This is a genomic window from Micromonospora sp. A3M-1-15, assembly GCF_024213425.1.
In the GTDB taxonomy this organism is placed as follows: domain Bacteria; phylum Actinomycetota; class Actinomycetes; order Mycobacteriales; family Micromonosporaceae; genus Micromonospora; species Micromonospora chersina.
Window position 1 is genome coordinate 486,770 of the sequence record NZ_JANAVK010000003.1, and the last position, 18,075, is coordinate 504,844.

Here is an 18,075-nt window from a genome sequence, read left to right on the forward strand (position 1 = left end):
TCATTCGCCACCCCGGTCGACGCGGCGGCCACGAAGAAAATGCCGACCAGCCCGACAGAATCAGCCACCACACCGCAGGCGAAGGCGCCGACCGCTGCCCACTCCCTGGATCACCCGATAGACGGCCGGGCCCCGGGCGCACACAGCCATGAACGACCCGGTGGCGCAGCTTTGCCTGTCGTTGGCTCGTCGTGAGCGCGCGGGCACGGGTGGGAGCAGGTGGTCACCTGCTCGCCCCTCGCTTTCCGGCGCAGCTGATCCGCGTCTCCTCGGCCGCACCACTGAGCCGTTTGATGCTTCGGCACACGGGTAGACCGCGACCCGGTCCGAGGGGGTGGGCCGAGGATCGGAGCCACATACCGATGTTGGGCTCCATCCGGTCCGCATGCGAGGCGAGGCCCGAGGAGTGCGGGATGGCCGAACCGGAGAGCCGGGGCAGGGGCGCACGGGAGTCGCCTGCGCAACCGCGCGAGCAGGTCGATCGACAGCGCGACGCCGAGGAGGGCGCGGGAATGTCCGGTCGTGGCCAGAACCTCGGTCGCGCCGACGGGCCAACGGGTGCCGAGCGGCCGGGCAACCACCCCGCCGCCCCGCAGCGTGGTGAGCACGAACTTCCCCAGCCGGCTGGCGGGCACAGCAGCAAGACGATGTCAGACCCAGACGTCGTCCTCCAGATCCCGCAGGCCAAGGTCGAACAGATCTACGTCGAGGTCGACGACCTGGACGCCTCCGTCTCACTGCGAGCCCGACTGGGTAGCCTGCTCCAACTCGACGTGGGCGTTCAGGCGCAGCTCGGCACGGTGAAGATCGATATCAAGGGCGTTGAGGCCGAGGCGATGCTCGAGGTCCGGCTCGAAGAGCTCCGCGGCATTCTCGACAGCGCCCTGCGCACCATCGAACGCAACCCTCAGATCATCGAGTCGCTGGTCAAGACGGTGGACACCGCCGTGAACCAGGTCGGGCAGACAGCTCAACAGGCGCTCGGGCCGCAGGGGCCGCTAGCGCGGACGCTCGACCACGTCGGGCAGACGGCACAGGAGGCTCTGGGGCCCAATGGGCCGCTGTCGCAGACGCTGCAGCAGACCACCCAGCAGGTCGGCCAACAACTCGGACAGACCACCCAGCAACTGGCTCAGAACAGCGGGGCGGCGGCTGGCGGCGGTGGGGGTCTGGGCGGCGTGCTGGGCGGATCTCCGGCCCGAACGGCGTGGCAAAGAATGAAGAAGGGCGTCAACAACAGCCAGCCACTGAGGCAGGTCACGGCACGGCTGGTAGGACCGCAGGGGCAACAGCCGCAGAGCTGATTGCGGCAGGCGTGCCGCAGCGGCTCCAGCAGCCACTTGTACCGGCCGCGGGCTACCCGACGGACCAGCACGCCGGAGATCAGGTCCACGACCACCGCCCTCGCCAGCGCGGCTACCACGATCAACGCGGTATGCAGGCGGTGCCGGGCGGCAGGATCGCCATCGGGTGCCCGTGCCGGCGAGGGCGTCCGCGCAGTGCTGCACCATGCCGTCGCCGCCAAACGAAGATCAACTCGCCCCCTTCTTCAGCGCCTTGCGGACCTTCTTCGGGGCCTTGCGGCTCTTCGGCACCGCCTACCAGATGGGGTCTTCGACGCCCGCGCCGGCCAGCTCCGCCCACAGCTTGTCGAGGCCGCCGCTGAGGGTCTTCCGGTGGTGGGCGACGACGGCGACCATGCCCACCCGGGCGACGGCCACCCGCTCGGGGCCCACCCCAGTGCTCGTGCTCATGGCCGCCGGTGTCACCCGGCCGATCAGATCCGTACGCGTCGGCTGCCTCTCACCGCGGTGCCGGCGCCTATGAGTGCCACCCGGAAGGGGTGTTCTTGACAGGAAAAACTCGGTGTCCTCCCGGTGTGCATAGGGTCAGGCGGTAACCCGTCCTCTGTACGTCATGACGTGGGCGAGGAGCGCAGCGGGATGACGCTCGAGACCACGGCGGTCGCCGCCTGATGCGCGCGGCGTTGATCATGCTGGCCACGCTGGCGGTGGTCGTGCTGCTGGACATCGGCACACGCAGGCTCGTCCGTCGCGTCGACCACGGTCGCTACCGATGGGTCCTGGGACCACTGCGGAAGGCCTGCCGCCGTCCGACGGCCGCCGTGCTGCTCCTCACCGGGCTGTACCTCGCACTACCGCCGAGGCCGGCCGGATGGCTCGGCGACGTCCGACACGCCATCGGGCTGTTGCTCATCGGCAGCGTCGCCTGGCTGGTGATTAAGGCGTTGCACGTCGCCGAGGGCGTCACCTTCAGCCGGCTGCCGCCGGAGGTGGTCGCGGACCGCCGGATCCGGCGGGCCCGAACCCAGATCCGCCCCGTCCGACGCTTCACCGCGGTAGTGGTCACGATCGTGACCATCGGCCTGATCATCACCACCTTCCCACCCATCCGCGCGTTCGGGATCTCCGTCCTGGGCTCGGCCGGCGTCGTCGGCGCGCTCATCGGCCTGTCCGCCCGGACCGCGCTGGGCAACGCGTTCGCCGGTATTCAGGTCGCCTTCTCGGACGGTCTGCACGTCGGCGACGTGGTGGTCATCGAGGGCGAGTGGGGCCGGGTCGAAGAGGTCAAGCTAACCAACGTGGTCGTCCGGCTGTGGGACGACCGGGTGCTCATCCTGCCGACGATGTACTTCACCGAGCGCCCGTTTCAGAACTGGTCCCGGCACGAGGAGCGGGTGGTCGGCAAGGTCCAGATCCACGTGGACCACACTGCCGACCTGGAGGACCTGCGTACGGAGACCCGACGGCTCGTCGAGTCCTCACCGCTGTGGGACCGGAGCCAGTGGGTACTGCAGATGGTCGACGCCACCGCATCGAGCGTCGTGATCGAGGTGCAGGCCGCCGCCGCCGACGGGCCCAGCGCCTGGGACCTCCGCTGCGACCTCCGCGAGGGCCTGATCCGCTACATCCGCGACGACCACCCGCAGTGGCTCCCCCGCACCCGCAGCGAGTACAAACCCTGACCTCCCCGCAAACCAGGTCCAGCTCGGTGCGGGCCCGGCGGCCCACAAAAGCCGCCTTGACGGGCGAAAGGTGCGTAGCGTTCAGGTGGGCCTGCGCCGAGAGCATCCAGATTGTCTGGACGTGAGCGATAGTGGTGCGCTACCGGATGAGGCAGAACGGGTGGCCGGCTGGGTCGGCGAAGACCCTGAAGCGTTCACCGTCGGCGCTCAGCCGACGGCCGCCCAACTCCAGCGCCCGGGCCTCGCCTGCGTCGAGGTCGTCGACGAGGAGGTCGAGATGGGCTTGCTGTGGGTACGCCGGATCCGGCCAGCGGGGCGGGTTGTAGGCGCTGATTTGCTGGAATATCAGGCTCTTGCCGCCACCGGCGATGAGCGCGCCCTCGGGACCGTCGTAGGTGATCTGCATACCGGCGAGGTTGGCGTAAAAACGGGCCAGTGCTGATGCGTCCGGGGCGTCGATCGTCACCGCGAACAGCCTCATCGCCGAGCCGACACCCTCCGCCTGGCAGAGGTCGAATGGATGACCGGCCGGGTCGACCAGTGTGATCCAGGTAGGGCCGTCGGCCAGCCGGACGGCACCGAGGGCGACTGCTCGCTCGGCCTCCGCCTGGGGATCGTCGGTCTGCAGATCCAGGTGGAACTGCTGCGGGTGCTTCTGCCCGGGCCACCGCGGCCCGACATGGTCGGGCGCGCGCTGAAACTCGATCTCCTGACCGTCCGACGTCCGGACGCCGAACCGATCAGAGTCCTGACGGACGACGTCCCAGCCGGCCAACTCGGCATAGAACGAGCCGACCTTGTCAATGTCGGCCGCATCGAAGATGGCCAGGTCCAGGCGAGCTGTCACGGTCATGACCACATCCTGTCCCAGCCCACCGACACGAACCCCCGCTACGACACGACGAGCGCAGAAGCGCCACCGCGACCTGCACGGACGCACCTCGCTCGATCGGGTACACGCTCATGCCGCGAGGCGCGCGGTCTTGCTGAGCTGCCACGAAGCGTTCGCGCCTAGGGTGACCGTAGGTGTCAGGTCGAGCGGTCGGCTCGTGGAGCTGGGGGCAACGGACTGGTGCGGGGCCAAGGGGACGAGGCGATAGGACTGGCACGCTCCCCGGCCACGAGCGCAAGGAGCCACCGCTCCTGATCTCCGATCGATGCATCGGGCCGCCACGACCGAGGAGTCGGACGCTCCGCCGTTGGGTTCGAGTCGTCTCGGAGGCCAGCATCTCGAAGTCGGGCTTGACCTGGAGTGTTGGGTCTGGGTGTGTGTCGGGATCGACACGAACTGACAGCCATCACGGGTTGCGTCTTGTCGGCGCCATTCCGCTCGGCCGACAACAACCTACGGAGATTGGGTTGCCCCGGGCTCTCAAGCCCGGGGCAATCGGGCACTGCGGTGCAACGGGTGGGCGTGTAACACGCCCACCCGGGCAGGCCGCTCAGCCCAGCACCCGATGCGGGTTCGCGCGCAGCGCGGCGACCAGCGGCTTCGGCGCGGTGCCCGGGGATCCCGCCGGGTACGGCGGCCGGGGGTCGTACTCGATGCCGAGCTGGATCGCCTGGGCGACGGCGTCGCCGGCGATCCGGCCGGCCAGCGTCAGGGCCATGTCGACGCCGGCCGACACGCCGGCGGCCGTGACGTACTTGCCGTCCACGACCACCCGCTCCTCGGCCGGCACCGCCCCGAACGCGGGCAGCTGGTCCAGGGCCAGCCAGTGCGAGGTGGCCTGGCGGCCGTCCAGCAGCCCCGCCGCGGCGAGCAGCAGCGAGCCGGTGCAGATCGAGGTGGTCCAGGTGGTGGTGGCGTCGACGGCGCGCAGCCAGTCGAGCAGCCGGGCGTCGGTCATCCGGGCGATCTGCCCAGGCCCGCCGGGGACCACGAGCACGTCCGGGCTGGTCACCTCGTCCAGGGTGGCGGTGGCCGTGAGGGCGAGGGTGCCCACGTCGGTGGTGACCGGGCCGGGCCGGTCGGCGACGAAGACGGTACGGGCGCCGGGGAGCCGGCCGAGCACCTCGTACGGGCCGACGGCGTCGAGAGCGGTGAACCGGTCGAAGAGGAGGACTGCGATCTGCATGGCTGTTCCTTTCAGGGTGTGGGCTGGTCAGCGGGCGTCGACGGTGAACGGCACGGTGACCACATGGCCGTCGGCGAGGCGGAACTGGCCCCAGAGCCGGTAGCGGCCCGGGCGGGGGAAGTCGACGTGCAGGTCCAGGTCAGGTCCGTAGGTCTGACCGGGCAGGGCGAAGACGGGCCGGCCGTCGGCGTCGGTGGTCTCGGCGTGCTCGTGGGCGAAGCTGTCGCCCGCCTCCGACATGACGACCACGTGCCCCGCGGCGGCCAGGTAGGGCCGTAGCCGGGTCAGCGGCCGGCCGGTGGCCGCGTCGGCGAAGCGGTAGGTGAAGCTGCTGCCGCCGACCTTGGCGGTCCCGTCCAGGGTCACCCGCACGTCGTCGACGACCTGCTGCCGCCCGGACACCTCCGGCCGCTGGTGGATGACCTCCGCGGGGTCGCCGACCACCACGTCGTGCCGTTGCAGCACGTCGGTCAGCTGGCCCTTGCGCCGGAACTCGGTGTGCACGATGTACCGGCCGGGGGTGGGGAAGGTGAGCGTCACGTCGAATTCGCCGGGCCGGCCCGCTGGCTGCGGGTGGACATGGGCGAAGCTGGCCAGGTCGTCGCGCACGGCGATCAGGTGCATCCAGGCCTCGTGGCTGCGTCCCACGTCCCGGACCGGATGGCCGCTCTCCGCGTCGGTGATCCGGACCCGGACCGCGGCGGGCCGGCCGGGCGCGACGTCGGCGGGCAGCCGGACGTCGACCCGGACGCCGGCGTCCTCGGCGTGCACCGGCTCGGTCTCGGCGGTCATCATGGTGCTCATCGCCGGCCGCATCGGCATGCCGGTGTCCTGCGTCCAGGCCAGCACCCCGTTCATTCCCCGCGCGGCGGCGTCGGTGCGGCTGAGCGCGGTGAAGCCGGCGCCCACGGCGAGCGCGAGCGCGGCGACTCCGGTCAGGTACGCCCACTCGCCGAGCCGGGCACCCAGGCGGGGCCGCAGCGCGGCCGCCGTCTCCGGGCGGCGGAAGCGGCGCAGCCGCAGCGCGTTGGTGACCACGCTGACCGAACTCATGGCCATCGCGGCGGCGGCGAGCGACGGGTCGAGCAGGATGCCCCAGGTCGGGTGGAGCACGCCGGCGGCCACCGGGATGAGCAGGGCGTTGTAGCCGAACGCCCAGCCGAGGCCCTGCTTGATCGTGGTGGCCGTACGCCGGGACAGCGCGATCGCCGAGACGATGCCGCGCAGGTCCCCGCCGACCAGGGTGATGTCGGAGGCGGCGATCGCCACGTCGGTGCCGGTGCCGATGGCGATGCCCAGGTCGGCGCGGGCCAGCGCCGGAGCGTCGTTAATGCCGTCGCCGACCATCGCCACGACCGCGCCCCGTTCCTGCAGGGCGGCGACCCGGGCGGCCTTCTCCTCGGGCCGTACGTCGGCGATCACGTGGTCGATGCCGACCTCGCGGGCGACCACCTCGGCGGTGACCCGGTTGTCGCCGGTCAGCATCCACACCTCCAGGCCCAGGGCCTGCAACTGCGCCACCGCCTCGACGGACTCGGGCCGCAGGGTGTCGGCGATCCCGGCGACGCCGGCGAGCCGGCCGTCGAGGGCGACGTGGACGGGGGTGCCGCCGGCGGCGGCGACGGCAGTGACCTGGCTCGACAGGGCGGCCACGTCGATGCCGTGGCGACGCATCAGGGCGGCATTGCCGATGAGCAGGTCGTGGCCCTCGACCCGCGCCTCGACGCCGTGCCCGGGCACCGCCGTGAAGGTGTCCGCCGCCGGCACGGTCAGGTCGCGGGCGCGGGCGTGCCGGACGATCGCCTCACCGAGCGGGTGCTCCGAGCCGGTCTCGGCCGCTGCGGCGTAGGCCAGGAGCTGGTCGGCGTCGACACCGTCGACGGTGTGCACCGCGGTGACGTCGGGACGGCCGCGGGTCAGGGTGCCGGTCTTGTCCAGGACCACCGTGGTGATCCGCCGGGCCTGCTCCAGCGCCTCTCCCCCGGAGATGAGGATACCCAGCTCGGCGGCCTTGCCGGTGCCGACCATGATCGCGGTCGGGGTGGCCAGGCCGAGCGCGCAGGGGCAGGCGATGATGAGCACCGCGATGGCGGCGCCGATGCCGAGGGTCAGCCGCCCGTCGGCGGGGCCGGCGATCGCCCAGACGGCGAAGGTGAGCAACGCCAGCCCGAGCACCGCCGGGACGAACCAGGCGGAGACGGTGTCGACCAGCCGCTGCATCGGCGCCTTGCCGCCCTGCGCCTCGCGGACCAGGCGGACGATCTGGGCGAGGGTGGTGTCCTGGCCGACCGCGGTGGCCCGGAACACCAGGGCGCCGGTCCGGTTGACGGTCGAGCCGATGACCGGGTCCCCGGCGGTCTTCGACACCGGCATGCTCTCGCCGGTCAGCATGCTCTCGTCGACGGTGGAGGCGCCCTCGGTGACGGTGCCGTCCACCGGCACCTTCTCGCCGGGTCGCACCCGCACCAGGTCGCCCACGACGACCGAATCGACGGGCACCTCGATCTCGACACCGTCGCGCAGCACCTGGGCGGTCCGCGGGCGCAGCCCGAGCAGTGCCCCGATCGCGGCGCCGGTCTGCCTGCGCGCCCGGGCCTCCATCCACCGCCCGGTCAGCACCAGTGCGATGACCACCACGGATATCTCGAAGTAGACGTGCAGAGGCAGGCCGAGCCGTTCGGCGGTCGCCGGCCATAGGGTGACGAAGGCGCTGTAGGCGTATGCGACCGTGGTGCCCAGGGCGACCAGGGTGTGCATGTTGACGCCGCCGTGCCGGGCCGCGGCCCACGCCGCTCGGTAGAAGGGCCGGCCCGCCCCGAACTGCACCACGGTCGCGACGACCAGCAGCGCCGGCATCAGCCAGTCCATCGCGTCGACGGACAGCGGCAGGTACATCAGCACCATCATGGACAGCCCGGTGGCCAGGGTGAGCTGCCAGATCCGCTTCAGCCGGGTGACCTCCCGGTCCCCCGCCCGGCTCAGCTCGGCGTCATCCGCGCTCCCGGCGGCCGGTGGCCGGGACTCGTCGGCCTGGACCGTGGCCGTGTAACCAGCCCGCTCCACCGCCGCGATCAGCGCCGGCGGGGTCGCCCGGGCGGAGTCGTAGACCACGGTGGCCGTCTCGGCCGCCAGGTTGACCTCAGCCCGCTCGACGCCCTCGACCCGGCTCATCGCCCGCTCCACCCGCCGGACACAGGACGCACAGGTCATCCCGCCGATGTCCAGCGTGCCGGAGACGATCGTCGGTGTCGTCATCGCACTGCTCCTCTCGTACCGGGCGTCGCAGGCGCCCTCGCTGGTCCGGCGGCATTCGCCGGCCGGTGACGCCACGCTCCCGGCCGCCGCTGTCCGCCCGCTGTCCGCGACCCGTTCGCCCGTCCTGGCGTAGGCGACAGGGCGCGGACAGCGCTGCCCGGCACGGTTTGATCCGCCGGCCGCCACGAGGGCGGCCCGCAGGACGAAGGAGTGAACCGTGAGCCAGCTCGTGCTCTCCGTGCCGAACATCCGCTGTGGCCGCTGCGTCGAGGCGATCCGGGAGGAGGTCCGCCTGGTCGCCGGTGTCCGCGCCGTGGCGGTGGACCTCGCCAGCCGCACCGTCCGGGTCGACGGCGACGCCGAACGGGCCGCGGTGGTGGCCGCCATCGGCGAAGCCGGCCACCAGGTCGCCTGACCAGTACGAGGGGAGACGGACCGATGGACCTGGACACCGTGGTCGTCGGCGGCGGCCAGGCCGGGCTGGCGCTCGGCCACCACCTGCGCCGCGCCGGCGTGCCCTTCGCGATCCTCGACGCGCACGACCGCGTCGGCGACGCCTGGCGGCACCGGTGGGACTCGCTGACCCTGTTCACCCCGCGCCGGTTCTCCGCCCTGCCGGGCCTGCCGTTCCCCGGCGATCCGGACGGGCACCCCGGCAAGGACGAGGTCGCCGACTACCTCGCCCGGTACGCCGCGCACTTCGACCTGCCGGTCCGGCTCGGCTGCCGGGTCACCTCGGTCCGCCCCTGCACGGCGGGCGGCTTCACGGTCGACACCTCGACGGGAACCGTGCGCGCCCGGCGGGTGGTGGTCGCCGCCGGGGCGTTCCACACGCCCCGGATCCCCGACGTGGCGCGGAAGCTCGCACCGCGGGTCGCCCAGCTGCACAGCAGCCGGTACCGCCGGCCCGGCCACGTGCCCGGGCAGGACGTGCTGGTGGTCGGCGGCGGGAACACCGGGGTGCAGATCGCCGCCGAACTCGCCGACGACGGCCGCCGGGTGGTGCTCGCCGCACCGACCCTCGGTCCCGTGCTGCCGCAGCGCTGGCTGGGCCGGGACATCTTCTGGTGGTTCTCCCGGCTGGGAACCATGCGGCTGGGCCCGGAGAGCGTCCTGGGCCGCCGGATCGCCGCCCAGAACCCCGTCATCGGCACCGACGTGGCCGGGTTGCTGCGCCGGGTGGACCGGGTCGGTCGGGTGGTGGACGCCGACGGGGACAACCTCAGGTTCGCCGACGGCGGACAGCGGCGGGTGGACGCGGTGATCTGGGCCACCGGCTTCCGCCCGCACTACCCCTGGTTGCAGGTGCCGGTGCTGGACCCGTCCGGCGCCCCCGTCCAGCGGGAAGGCGTGACGGACTGGCCGGGCCTGTACTTCCTCGGCCTGCCCTGGCAACGCGCCCGGGGCTCGGCGGTGCTCGGCTGGGTCGGCCGGGACGCCGAGGTGCTCGCCGCCCGGCTGGCCGAGGACCGGCGGCCGGCGCCGGCCCGACCGGTGGTCCCGGCCTGATCGCGGCAGCTCACCGCCGCTCGGATGATCGTTTCGAGGGCGGTCGGGACGTACCATGGGCCCGCCCGGGCAGCCGCCCGGCGACCGGAGCGGGCCCTGCGGCGTCCGCCGCGGCGGACGGGAGTGCGATGAGCGGGGACAGCGAGCCCACGGTGAGCTTCGGGGTGCTCGGCGCCGTCGAGCTCCAGGTGGCCGGCCGTCCCGCCACGCCACTCGCACCGGCGGTCCGCGCGCTGCTGGCTCGGCTGGTCCTCGCCGCGGGCCGGGTGGTCTCCGCGGACGCGCTGACCGACGCGCTGTGGGGCGAGCGGCCTCCGGCCGACGCCACGAACGCGTTGCAGCTGCGGGTGTCCAAGCTGCGCCGCGCCCTGGTGGCCGCCGGGGCGGGCGGCGACCTGTTGGTCACCCGCGCCCCCGGCTACCGGCTCGCGGTGGCCGTGGACGCGGTGGACGCGTACCGCTTCGAACGGCTGCTGGAAACGGCGCGCAGCGCGACCACCGGCGACGGACCGGCCGCGGCGCTGGCCCGCTTCGACGAGGCGCTGCGGTTGTGGCGGGGACCGGCCCTGGCCGACGTCGGTGACGCCGACTGGGCGCTCGCGGAGGCGGCCCGCCTGGAAGAGCTGCGGCTCGGCGCGGTGGAGGACCGGCTGGAACTGCTGCTGGAGGTGGGCCGGCAGGCCGAGGCGGTGGCTGACCTCGAACGGCTGGTCGCCACCCACCCGCTGCGCGAGCGGCTGCACCGGCTGCTGATGCTGGCGCTCTACCGGGGCGGGCGGCAGGCGGAGGCGATCACCGCGTACCACGCGCTGCGGCACCGCCTCGCAGACGAGCTGGGTATCGACCCGGCACCCGAACTCCAGGCGCTCGCCGAGGCGATCCTGCGCCAGCAGGTGCCCGCCCCGGCACCCGCCGCCCCACCCGTGGCCGAGCCGGCCGCCCCGCCCGCCGTGCCGCCCGCCCGGACGGCGGCGGCGGCGCCGGTCCCCGTCCCCCGGGCGCCGCAACGCGGCGACCTGCCCCGCCGGCTCGCCTCCGTCATCGGCCGCCAGGACGACGTGCAGCGGGTGCTCGACCGGCTCCGCCAGAAGCGGGTGGTGACGCTGACGGGACCGGGCGGCGTCGGCAAGACCACCCTCGCCCTGGAGGTGGCACGCCGCGCCGACGACACCCTCGCCGATCGGGTGCACCTGGTCCGCCTGGCCGCCCTGCCGACCGGGACGGACCTGCCCGAGGCGGTCGCCGGTCAGCTCGGCGTGCCCGCCGGCGGGCCGGGAGCGGCCGCGACCGCCGCGCTGGTGGCCTGGCTCGGCGCCGACCGTACCCTGCTCGTGGTCGACAACTGCGAGCACGTCATCGACGAGGCCGCCGAACTGGTCGAGCAGGTCGTCGCGGCCTGCCCGGCGGTGACCGTGCTGACCACCAGCCGCGAGGCGCTGGCCGTACCCGGCGAGACCCAGCTCGCGGTGGCGCCGCTCGGCGTACCCGACGGTCCGGCTGATCTCGCGCGACTCGGCGACAGCCCGGCGGTGGCCCTGTTCGTCGATCGCGCGCGGGCGGTGCGCCCCGGGTTCGTCCTCGACGAGACGACGGCGCCGGTGGTCGCGGACATCTGCCGGCAGCTCGACGGCATGCCGCTGGCCATCGAGCTGGCCGCCGCACGGGTGAAGGCGCTGCCGCCGGGCGAGATCGCGGCCCGGCTGCACGACCGGTTCGCGCTGCTCACGGCGGGCGCGCGGACCAGCGAGGCGCGGCACCGCACGCTGCGGGCCACCCTCGACTGGAGCCACGACCTGCTGTCCGAGGCCGAGCGGCGGCTGCTGCGCCGGCTGGCGGTGTTCCGCGGCGGCTGGGACCTGGCCGCCGCCGAGCAGATCTGCGCGTTCGACGGCCTGGCTGCCGACGAGGTTTTGGACCTGCTCTTCCGCCTGGTCGACCGGTCGCTCGTGGTGCCGGAGCCGACGACCGGGCGGTTCCGGCTGTTGGTCACCATCCGGGAGTACGCCGCCGCCCGGCTCGCCGAGGCGGGCGAGACGGAGGCGGCCCGCGACCGGCACCTGACCCACTTCATTGAGCAGGCCGAGCGGTACGGACCGCACGCACGGTCCGACGCCGACGCCTGGGCGCGGTTGACCGAGGAGCACGACAACTTCCGCGCCGCGATCGACCGCTGCCTGGACCGGCACGACGGGGTCGACGCCGGCCTGCGGCTGGCGGACGCCCTGTTCCTGTTCTGGAACTACGGCCCCCGGTACGAGGGGGTCCGCGCCCTGACCGCGCTGCTCGCCGCCGGCATCCCGACGCCGGCCGCCCGGGCCGCCGCCCTGCAGCGGATCGGCCTGCTCGGCGTCTACTACCCCACCGCCCAGACCCGGGCCGCGGCCCGGGACAGTGTGCTGGCGTTCGAGCGCCTGGGCGACCCGGTCAACACCGCCACCTCGCGGCTGGTCGTCGCGTGGGAGGGCCAGTACGACGGCGACCCGGACCGGTACCGGGCGATGGTCGCCAAGGCGGTCCGCGAGCGGGGCGACACCGACGACCCCTGGTGGCACGGGACGGTCCACTACGTCGAAGCGCTGCTGGATCTGCGGACCGGCGCCTTCGAACGGTCCGCCGAGCAGTGGGCCCACAGCCTGGAGTGGACGCGGAAGGCGGGGGACCTGCTGCTGCCCGCCGGGATCCTGGCGCACCTGGGCATCGCGCTGCGTGAGGCCGGCCGACCCGACGAGGCGATCGCCACGCTGGAGGAGGCGGCGGCCGAGGCACGGCGCAACCCCTCACCCCACGCGACGGCGTTCACCCTCGTGCAGCTCGCGCACACCCGGCTGGACCGGGGCGAGGTCGACGGGGTGACGGCGATGCTCGCCGAGGCCGACGACACCGCCCGCCGCAGCGGCAACCCGCGCTGCCAGGCCTGGTCGGCCTGGGGCCGGGCCCGGATCCGGTACGCGGACGGCGACGCCGCCGGCGCGGCGGACGAGTGCCGCCGCGCCCTGGACCTGCTCCAGGAGCGGGAGTTCCCGTGGGCGCGGCGCCGGCTCTGGTGCCTGGCGGCCGACGCGGCGTCGGCCGCGGGGCGGCCGCAGGAGGCGGACGCGGCCCGGCGGGCCGCCGAGGACCTGACGGCGGACCGCTAACCGGAGCAGTCCGGTCCGGCGCGGCACACCGTCAGTCCGGCCCGGCGCAGGGCGGCCGGATCCACCTCCCCGCCCACTCGCAGCGTGCCGGCGTTCACGTCGAACTCCAGCGACACCACCCCGGGCAGGTCACTCACCCGCCCGCTGACCGCGCGGACGCACCGTCGGCATATGCCGGCCGGCAGCCGCACGGTGGTCACCGGCGTTGACGCCCCGGGCTGGTTCCGTTCCACCATGCCGCCAGTCTGGGCGGGGCCGCTGTCCATTCGCTGTCCGCCGCCAGCCCGTCGACAGCCAGCGTCCGGACAGCGCGACCGGCGACTCTCCTCGTGTCACCCGAACCGCACCGAGGAGTTGCCATGAACCATCTGCTCACCGCCGAGCTGGTCCACCTGGAGCGCGCCGAGCTGGTCCGCCGGCTGCGCCGGGACCGGCACGCCGCCACCGTTCGCGCGACCCGCAGCCCGCTGCGCCGCCGAACCGCCCGCTGAAGCCCCCGACGCACCAGCCAGGAGATCCCCGATGACCACGAGCACCGCTCCCGCCCCCGCCACCACCGTCGCCGTGCAGGCCCGGGACGTCGTCCGCACCTACGGCCGTGGCGACGCCGCCGTCCGCGCCCTGGACGGCGCCACGGTGTCCATCCCGGGCGGACGTTTCACCGCGATCATGGGCCCGTCCGGCTCCGGCAAGTCGACGCTCATGCACGCGCTGGCCGGCCTCGACACCGTCGACGCTGGGCAGGTCCTGCTCGGCGGGACGGACCTCGGCCAGCTGACCGAGCGGCAGCGCACCCTGCTGCGCCGCGACCGGATCGGCTTCGTGTTCCAGGCCTTCAACCTGGTGCCGACCCTGACCGCCCGGGAGAACATCGTCCTGCCGCTCACCCTGGCCGGCCGCCGGCCCGACCCCGAGCGCCTGGCCCACCTGGTCGCCACCCTCGGCCTGGCCGACCGGTTACGGCACCGGCCCGGGGAACTATCCGGCGGCCAGCAACAGCGGGTCGCGGTGGCCCGCGCCCTGGTCACCGGCCCGGAGATCGTCTTCGCCGACGAGCCGACCGGAAACCTCGACTCGCAGGCGGCCGAGGCGCTGCTCGGCTTCCTGCGACAGGCCGTGGACGAACTCGGGCAGACCATCGTGATGGTCACCCACGACCCGCACGCCGCCGCGTACGCCGACCGGGTGGTGTTCCTCGCCGACGGTCGGATCGACGGCGAACTCGACGCGCCGACCGTTCCGGCCATCCTGTCCCGCATGGCGCGCCTGGGCGCGCCCGCCGCCACCGGGGGGAACTGACATGTGGCGCCTGACCCTGCGTACCACCCTCGCCCGCCGGACCCGGCTGGCGCTGACCCTGCTCGCGGTCGTCCTCGGCGTCACCTTCGCCACCGGCGGCCTGATCCTCACCGACACGTCCGGCCGGCTGCTGGACGACCAGTTCCGCACCGCGACCGCCGGCGTCGACCTGACCGTGCGCGACGCGGTCGCCTTCGACTCCGCGATGGGCGTGGAGGTCGCCCGGGATCCGCTGCCGGCCGGCCTGCCGGAACGGATCGGCGCGGTGCCCGGCGTGGCCGCCGCCCGGCCACAGGTCCGGGGCCAGGGCCTGCTGGAGGTGGACGGCGCGGCGGTCGTGCCGAGCGGTGCCTCCGTGCTGTCCTCCTGGGTGCCGGCGCCGGTCGGCGCGTTCACCGTTCGAAGCGGCCGGCCGCCGGCCGCCGACGACGAGGTGGTGATCGACGAGGCCACCGCCCGCGGCCACCACATCGGGCTCGGCGACACCGTGACGGTCCGGGCGACCGACACCGCGCGGTTGCGAGTGGTCGGACTCGTCGGGTTCGGCGCCCGCGACGGCCTGCCGAACAGCACGGTCGCCCTGGTCACCCTCCCGTCGGCGCAGCGCCTCCTCCGGCTCGGCTCCGCCGTCTCCGAGGTGGCGGTGGTCGCGGCACCCGACGTCGCCCCGGAGGAACTGCGGGACCGCGTCAGCGCCACCGTCGGCCCCGGCTACGAGGTCTCCCCGAGCCGTGACATCGCGGCGGCCGGGGCGGCCGCCGCCCGGGACCAGCTCAGCTGGCTGCAACTGGTGCTGCTCGCCCTGGCGGCGGCGGCCCTGCTGGTCGGCGCGTTCCTGATCGCGAACACGTTCTCCATCGTCATCACCCAGCGCACCCGGGAACTCGCCCTGCTGCGGGCCGCCGGGGCGACCGGCGGGCAGGTGCTGCGCTCCGTCCTCGGTGAGGCGCTGGTGATCGGGCTCGCCGCCTCGACCGTGGGGCTCGGCCTCGGCGTCGCCGCCGCCACCGGCATTCGGAACCTGGCCGGGGCGTTCGGCGTACCGCTGCCGGAGGGCGGGCTGGTGCTGAACGTCCGTACCGTCCTGGTGGCCTTCGCCGTGGGCGTGCTCGTCACGGTCGGCTCGGCGGTCGGCCCGGCTCGGCGGGCCGCGGCGGTGGCGCCGGTCGCGGCGCTGCGGGAGGCGGCCGCCGCCCGCACCGGACGGCTCCGGGTGGTCTCGGGTGCGCTGGCCGCCGCGGCCGGCCTGGCCGCGACCGCCGCGGTGCTCGCCGCCGACGCGCCGGTCCCGCTGCTCGGCGTGGCCGCGCTGGGCGCCGTCGGCGGGCTCGCGCTGCTCGGCCCCGCGATCACCCCGACCCTGGTACGCCTCGTCGGCCGGCCGCTGGCCGCCGCCGGCGTGACCGGCCGCCTGGCCACCGCGTCGGCGGCCCGCACCCCGCGGCGTACCGCGGCGACCGCCCTGGCGCTGGCGCTGGGCCTCGCGTTGATCAGCTTCATGGCCGTCCTCGGCACGTCGGTCAAGAGCTCGGTCCGCCAGTCGTACGCCGAGGTGATCACCGCCGATCACGTCGTGGAGAGCGCCCGCAACGAGATGCTCGGTGGCCTCTCCCCCACCGTGTACGACCGGGTGAGCCGGCTGCGTGAGGTGGCGGTCGCGTCCCGGCTGCGCTACGGCCACTGGCGCGACGGGGACGCCACCCAGGCCCTCACCGCCGTGGACCCGTCGACGCTGCCCCGGGTGACGTCGCTGCACTTCACCGCCGGCAACCTGGCGGCCCTGGACGGCGGGGGCATCGTGCTGGCCGAGCACGTGGCCCGGGACCGGGGCCTGGCCGTCGGGGACGAGTTGCCCATGACGTTCTCCCGCACCGGCGCCCGCCGCCTTCCGGTGGTCGGCCTGCTAAGGGACGGGGATGCTCGGGCGCTGTCCACCGACTACCTCATCTCGCTGGACACGTTCGCCCGGCTCTACAGCGAGGAGATGGACGCGAGCGTGCTGATCCGCACCGCCGAGGGGACCGACCGGGCGGCCGCCGAGCGGGCCATCAGGGCGGCGCTGTCCGAGACCCCGACCGCGCAACTGCGCGACCAGGCCGCCGCGGTGGCCGGCCGAACCCAGATGATCGACCAGGTGCTCGGCCTGGTGACGGTGCTGCTGATGCTGGCCGTGCTGATCGCACTGCTCGGCATCACCAACACCCTGGCCCTCTCGATCACCGAGCGGACCGCGGAGATCGGGCTGCTGCGGGCGGTCGGAATGACCCGCCGGCAACTGCGCTGGATGATCCGGGGCGAGGCTGTCCTCGTTGCCGCGCTGGCGAGCGTCCTCGGGATCGCGTTGGGCGGCGGCTTCGCCGCCGCCACGGTCCGAGCGCTGGGCCGGGACGCTCCGACAGTGCTCGCGGTGCCGGCCGGCCGGCTGCTCCTGGTGCTGGCCGTCGCCCTCGCCGCCGGTCTCCTCGCCGGGCTGCTGCCCGCCCGGCGAGCCGCCCGGCTGGACGTCCTCACCGCCGTCGGCACCCCGTGACTCCCCCGGGCGGCACCGGCCTCGTCCGGTGCCGCCCGGCCACCACCTTCGAAAGAGAGCACCATGAACGACACCATCACCATCCGCCGGGCCGGCCCGAACGACGCGACGACCGTGGACACGCTGGTCCGGGAGATCGCCGCCCACGAGGGAGACAGCGCCCACGTCATCGTGACCACCGCCGGGTGGCGCAGCCTGCTCGCACGAGCTGACGTCACCGTCCTGCTGGCCGAGCGGGCCGGCGAGCCGCTGGGCTACGTGTCGGCGCAGCGCCGGTTGCACCTGTGGACCGGCGCGGACATCCTCGCCCTGGACGACCTGTACGTCCGCGCGCAGGCCCGCGACGGCGGGGTGGGGCGAAGGCTGATGACGGCGCTCGCCCACTGCGCCGCCGTCGACCGCCTCGCCATCCGGTGGGAGGTAAAGCCGGAGAACGCCGCGGCGCAACGGTTCTACCGCCGGCTCGGCGCGCGGCTCTTCACCAAGGTGATCGTCGGCTGGCGTCCGGATGACTATCTCCCGCTGCTCTCGTTAGGAGACACCGAGGCATCTGGCGTCAGGCCGGGCGCCACCGAGCGCGCACAGTGGTGTGGCGGCCGTGGCGGGATCGCGTTCCAGCAACGCCTCCAGCCGTAGCTTGGCGCTGTTGGTCGCCGCGTTGGTGGCGACTGCCGGGCCGGCCCTCCTCGCGCTCGTTGCGACCAATTGCGGCTGGTACGCACCGCGGTCGTTTTCCTGGTGCTGACCGTCGTGATCGCCGTGCCCGCCGTCCCGTTCGCCGTGCTCGCCGGCCGGAACCTCGATCCGGCGCCGCCCGTGACGACGCCCGGCCCGCCGGGGCACTGCGTGGAACACAGCGGCGGGGACACCCGTTGCCCGGGCGGCTGAACGACTGGTTCCGTCGGACCGTCGTGCCATGAGTGGGCGCCGGTGGGCATGCTGCTGGCGGTGGCGGGGAACCAGCCGATCGTGTCCGCCGTGCACGAGCCGCGCCCCTACACGACGCTGTCCGGCATCCTGGTGCTGGCCGACGTCGCCGCGCTCAAAAGACCGAGGGCGGGCCGATCATCATCAACGGAAGCGCCACCCTGAACCGCAACCTGGCCGACGCCCGCCTGATCGACCGCTACCACCTGCTGGTCTTCCCAGTCCTGCTCGGCGCGGGCAAGCGGCTGTTCAGCGACACCGATCGGGACAAGCAGAACCTCAAGCTCATTGAAAGCGAGTCATACGCCAACGGAATCCAAAAGCTCATTTACGACGTCATCCGCTGAGCAGCCC

15 protein-coding genes and 1 pseudogene are annotated in these 18,075 nt (G+C 73.8%); 11 read left to right on the forward strand and 5 right to left on the reverse strand.

Going from position 1 to position 18,075, the window contains the following annotated elements:
- The first annotated feature begins 413 nt into the window (after window positions 1-413).
- On the forward strand, window positions 414-1,304 hold the full coding sequence (locus NLX85_RS17540; RefSeq protein WP_254336411.1) for a hypothetical protein: 891 nt from the start codon (window positions 414-416) through the stop codon (window positions 1,302-1,304).
- A 294-nt stretch (window positions 1,305-1,598) separates the two neighbouring features.
- Here the strand turns inward: NLX85_RS17540 and NLX85_RS17545 are convergent, their stop codons facing one another.
- On the reverse strand, window positions 1,599-1,754 hold the full coding sequence (locus NLX85_RS17545; protein ID WP_254336413.1) for a hypothetical protein: 156 nt from the start codon (window positions 1,752-1,754) through the stop codon (window positions 1,599-1,601).
- A gap of 221 nt (window positions 1,755-1,975) precedes the next feature.
- On the opposite strand from NLX85_RS17545, the gene NLX85_RS17550 reads away from it, so the two are divergent.
- Window positions 1,976-2,986: a mechanosensitive ion channel family protein gene (locus NLX85_RS17550; protein ID WP_254336414.1), complete on the forward strand. Its 1,011-nt coding sequence runs from the start codon at window positions 1,976-1,978 to the stop codon at window positions 2,984-2,986.
- 139 nt (window positions 2,987-3,125) lie between these two features.
- Here the strand turns inward: NLX85_RS17550 and NLX85_RS17555 are convergent, their stop codons facing one another.
- From NLX85_RS17555 to NLX85_RS17565, 3 genes are all read right to left on the reverse strand, one after another.
- On the reverse strand, window positions 3,126-3,839 hold the full coding sequence (locus NLX85_RS17555; protein ID WP_254336416.1) for a VOC family protein: 714 nt from the start codon (window positions 3,837-3,839) through the stop codon (window positions 3,126-3,128).
- Between the two features lie 589 nt (window positions 3,840-4,428).
- On the reverse strand, window positions 4,429-5,064 hold the full coding sequence (locus NLX85_RS17560; RefSeq protein WP_254336418.1) for a DJ-1/PfpI family protein: 636 nt from the start codon (window positions 5,062-5,064) through the stop codon (window positions 4,429-4,431).
- A 27-nt stretch (window positions 5,065-5,091) separates the two neighbouring features.
- Window positions 5,092-8,319: a cation-translocating P-type ATPase gene (locus NLX85_RS17565; RefSeq protein WP_254336420.1), complete on the reverse strand. Its 3,228-nt coding sequence runs from the start codon at window positions 8,317-8,319 to the stop codon at window positions 5,092-5,094.
- Window positions 8,320-8,536: 217 nt separating this feature from the next.
- On the opposite strand from NLX85_RS17565, the gene NLX85_RS33055 reads away from it, so the two are divergent.
- The 3 genes from NLX85_RS33055 (at window position 8,537) to NLX85_RS17580 (ending at window position 12,965) form a co-directional block, all read left to right on the forward strand.
- Window positions 8,537-8,734 carry a heavy-metal-associated domain-containing protein gene (locus NLX85_RS33055; protein ID WP_254336422.1) on the forward strand — a complete coding sequence of 66 codons (198 nt, stop codon included), beginning with the start codon at window positions 8,537-8,539 and terminating at the stop codon, window positions 8,732-8,734.
- Window positions 8,735-8,757: 23 nt separating this feature from the next.
- Window positions 8,758-9,828, forward strand: coding sequence for an NAD(P)/FAD-dependent oxidoreductase (locus NLX85_RS17575; protein ID WP_254336424.1), 1,071 nt, complete (start codon window positions 8,758-8,760; stop codon window positions 9,826-9,828).
- 128 nt (window positions 9,829-9,956) lie between these two features.
- Complete coding sequence (locus NLX85_RS17580; RefSeq protein WP_254336426.1) at window positions 9,957-12,965, forward strand: BTAD domain-containing putative transcriptional regulator; 3,009 nt, start codon at window positions 9,957-9,959, stop codon at window positions 12,963-12,965.
- Here the strand turns inward: NLX85_RS17580 and NLX85_RS33060 are convergent.
- Window positions 12,962-13,231 carry a heavy-metal-associated domain-containing protein gene (locus tag NLX85_RS33060; protein ID WP_308210755.1) on the reverse strand — a complete coding sequence of 90 codons (270 nt, stop codon included), beginning with the start codon at window positions 13,229-13,231 and terminating at the stop codon, window positions 12,962-12,964. The two genes, NLX85_RS17580 and NLX85_RS33060, sit on opposite strands and share 4 nt — an antisense overlap.
- Window positions 13,232-13,324: 93 nt before the next feature.
- Between NLX85_RS33060 and NLX85_RS33065 the strand changes: the two genes are divergently transcribed.
- The 6 genes and pseudogenes from NLX85_RS33065 to NLX85_RS33070 form a co-directional block, all read left to right on the forward strand.
- Window positions 13,325-13,456 (forward strand): hypothetical protein, encoded by a 132-nt coding sequence (locus tag NLX85_RS33065; RefSeq protein ID WP_255509889.1) that lies wholly within the window; start codon window positions 13,325-13,327, stop codon window positions 13,454-13,456.
- A gap of 31 nt (window positions 13,457-13,487) precedes the next feature.
- Complete coding sequence (locus NLX85_RS17590) at window positions 13,488-14,264, forward strand: ABC transporter ATP-binding protein (protein WP_254336430.1); 777 nt, start codon at window positions 13,488-13,490, stop codon at window positions 14,262-14,264.
- 1 nt (window position 14,265) lies between these two features.
- Complete coding sequence (locus NLX85_RS17595) at window positions 14,266-16,794, forward strand: FtsX-like permease family protein (protein WP_254336432.1); 2,529 nt, start codon at window positions 14,266-14,268, stop codon at window positions 16,792-16,794.
- Between the two features lie 63 nt (window positions 16,795-16,857).
- Complete coding sequence (locus tag NLX85_RS17600; protein ID WP_254336434.1) at window positions 16,858-17,430, forward strand: GNAT family N-acetyltransferase; 573 nt, start codon at window positions 16,858-16,860, stop codon at window positions 17,428-17,430.
- Between the two features lie 102 nt (window positions 17,431-17,532).
- Window positions 17,533-17,682: a hypothetical protein gene (locus tag NLX85_RS17605; protein WP_254336436.1), complete on the forward strand. Its 150-nt coding sequence runs from the start codon at window positions 17,533-17,535 to the stop codon at window positions 17,680-17,682.
- Window positions 17,683-17,837: 155 nt separating this feature from the next.
- A pseudogene (locus NLX85_RS33070) lies at window positions 17,838-18,068 on the forward strand (dihydrofolate reductase family protein); the annotation flags it as partial.
- Window positions 18,069-18,075 lie beyond the last annotated feature (7 nt).

Coding starts and splice junctions, on each gene's coding strand:
- NLX85_RS17540 (WP_254336411.1), top strand. CDS start 414: ATGGCCGAACCGGAGAGCCGGGGCAGGGGCGCACGGGAGTCGCCTGCG.
- NLX85_RS17545 (WP_254336413.1), bottom strand. CDS start 1,754: ATGAGCACGAGCACTGGGGTGGGCCCCGAGCGGGTGGCCGTCGCCCGG.
- NLX85_RS17550 (WP_254336414.1), top strand. CDS start 1,976: ATGCGCGCGGCGTTGATCATGCTGGCCACGCTGGCGGTGGTCGTGCTG.
- NLX85_RS17555 (WP_254336416.1), bottom strand. CDS start 3,839: ATGACCGTGACAGCTCGCCTGGACCTGGCCATCTTCGATGCGGCCGAC.
- NLX85_RS17560 (WP_254336418.1), bottom strand. CDS start 5,064: ATGCAGATCGCAGTCCTCCTCTTCGACCGGTTCACCGCTCTCGACGCC.
- NLX85_RS17565 (WP_254336420.1), bottom strand. CDS start 8,319: ATGACGACACCGACGATCGTCTCCGGCACGCTGGACATCGGCGGGATG.
- NLX85_RS17575 (WP_254336424.1), top strand. CDS start 8,758: ATGGACCTGGACACCGTGGTCGTCGGCGGCGGCCAGGCCGGGCTGGCG.
- NLX85_RS17580 (WP_254336426.1), top strand. CDS start 9,957: ATGAGCGGGGACAGCGAGCCCACGGTGAGCTTCGGGGTGCTCGGCGCC.
- NLX85_RS33060 (WP_308210755.1), bottom strand. CDS start 13,231: ATGGACAGCGGCCCCGCCCAGACTGGCGGCATGGTGGAACGGAACCAG.
- NLX85_RS33065 (WP_255509889.1), top strand. CDS start 13,325: ATGAACCATCTGCTCACCGCCGAGCTGGTCCACCTGGAGCGCGCCGAG.
- NLX85_RS17590 (WP_254336430.1), top strand. CDS start 13,488: ATGACCACGAGCACCGCTCCCGCCCCCGCCACCACCGTCGCCGTGCAG.
- NLX85_RS17595 (WP_254336432.1), top strand. CDS start 14,266: ATGTGGCGCCTGACCCTGCGTACCACCCTCGCCCGCCGGACCCGGCTG.
- NLX85_RS17600 (WP_254336434.1), top strand. CDS start 16,858: ATGAACGACACCATCACCATCCGCCGGGCCGGCCCGAACGACGCGACG.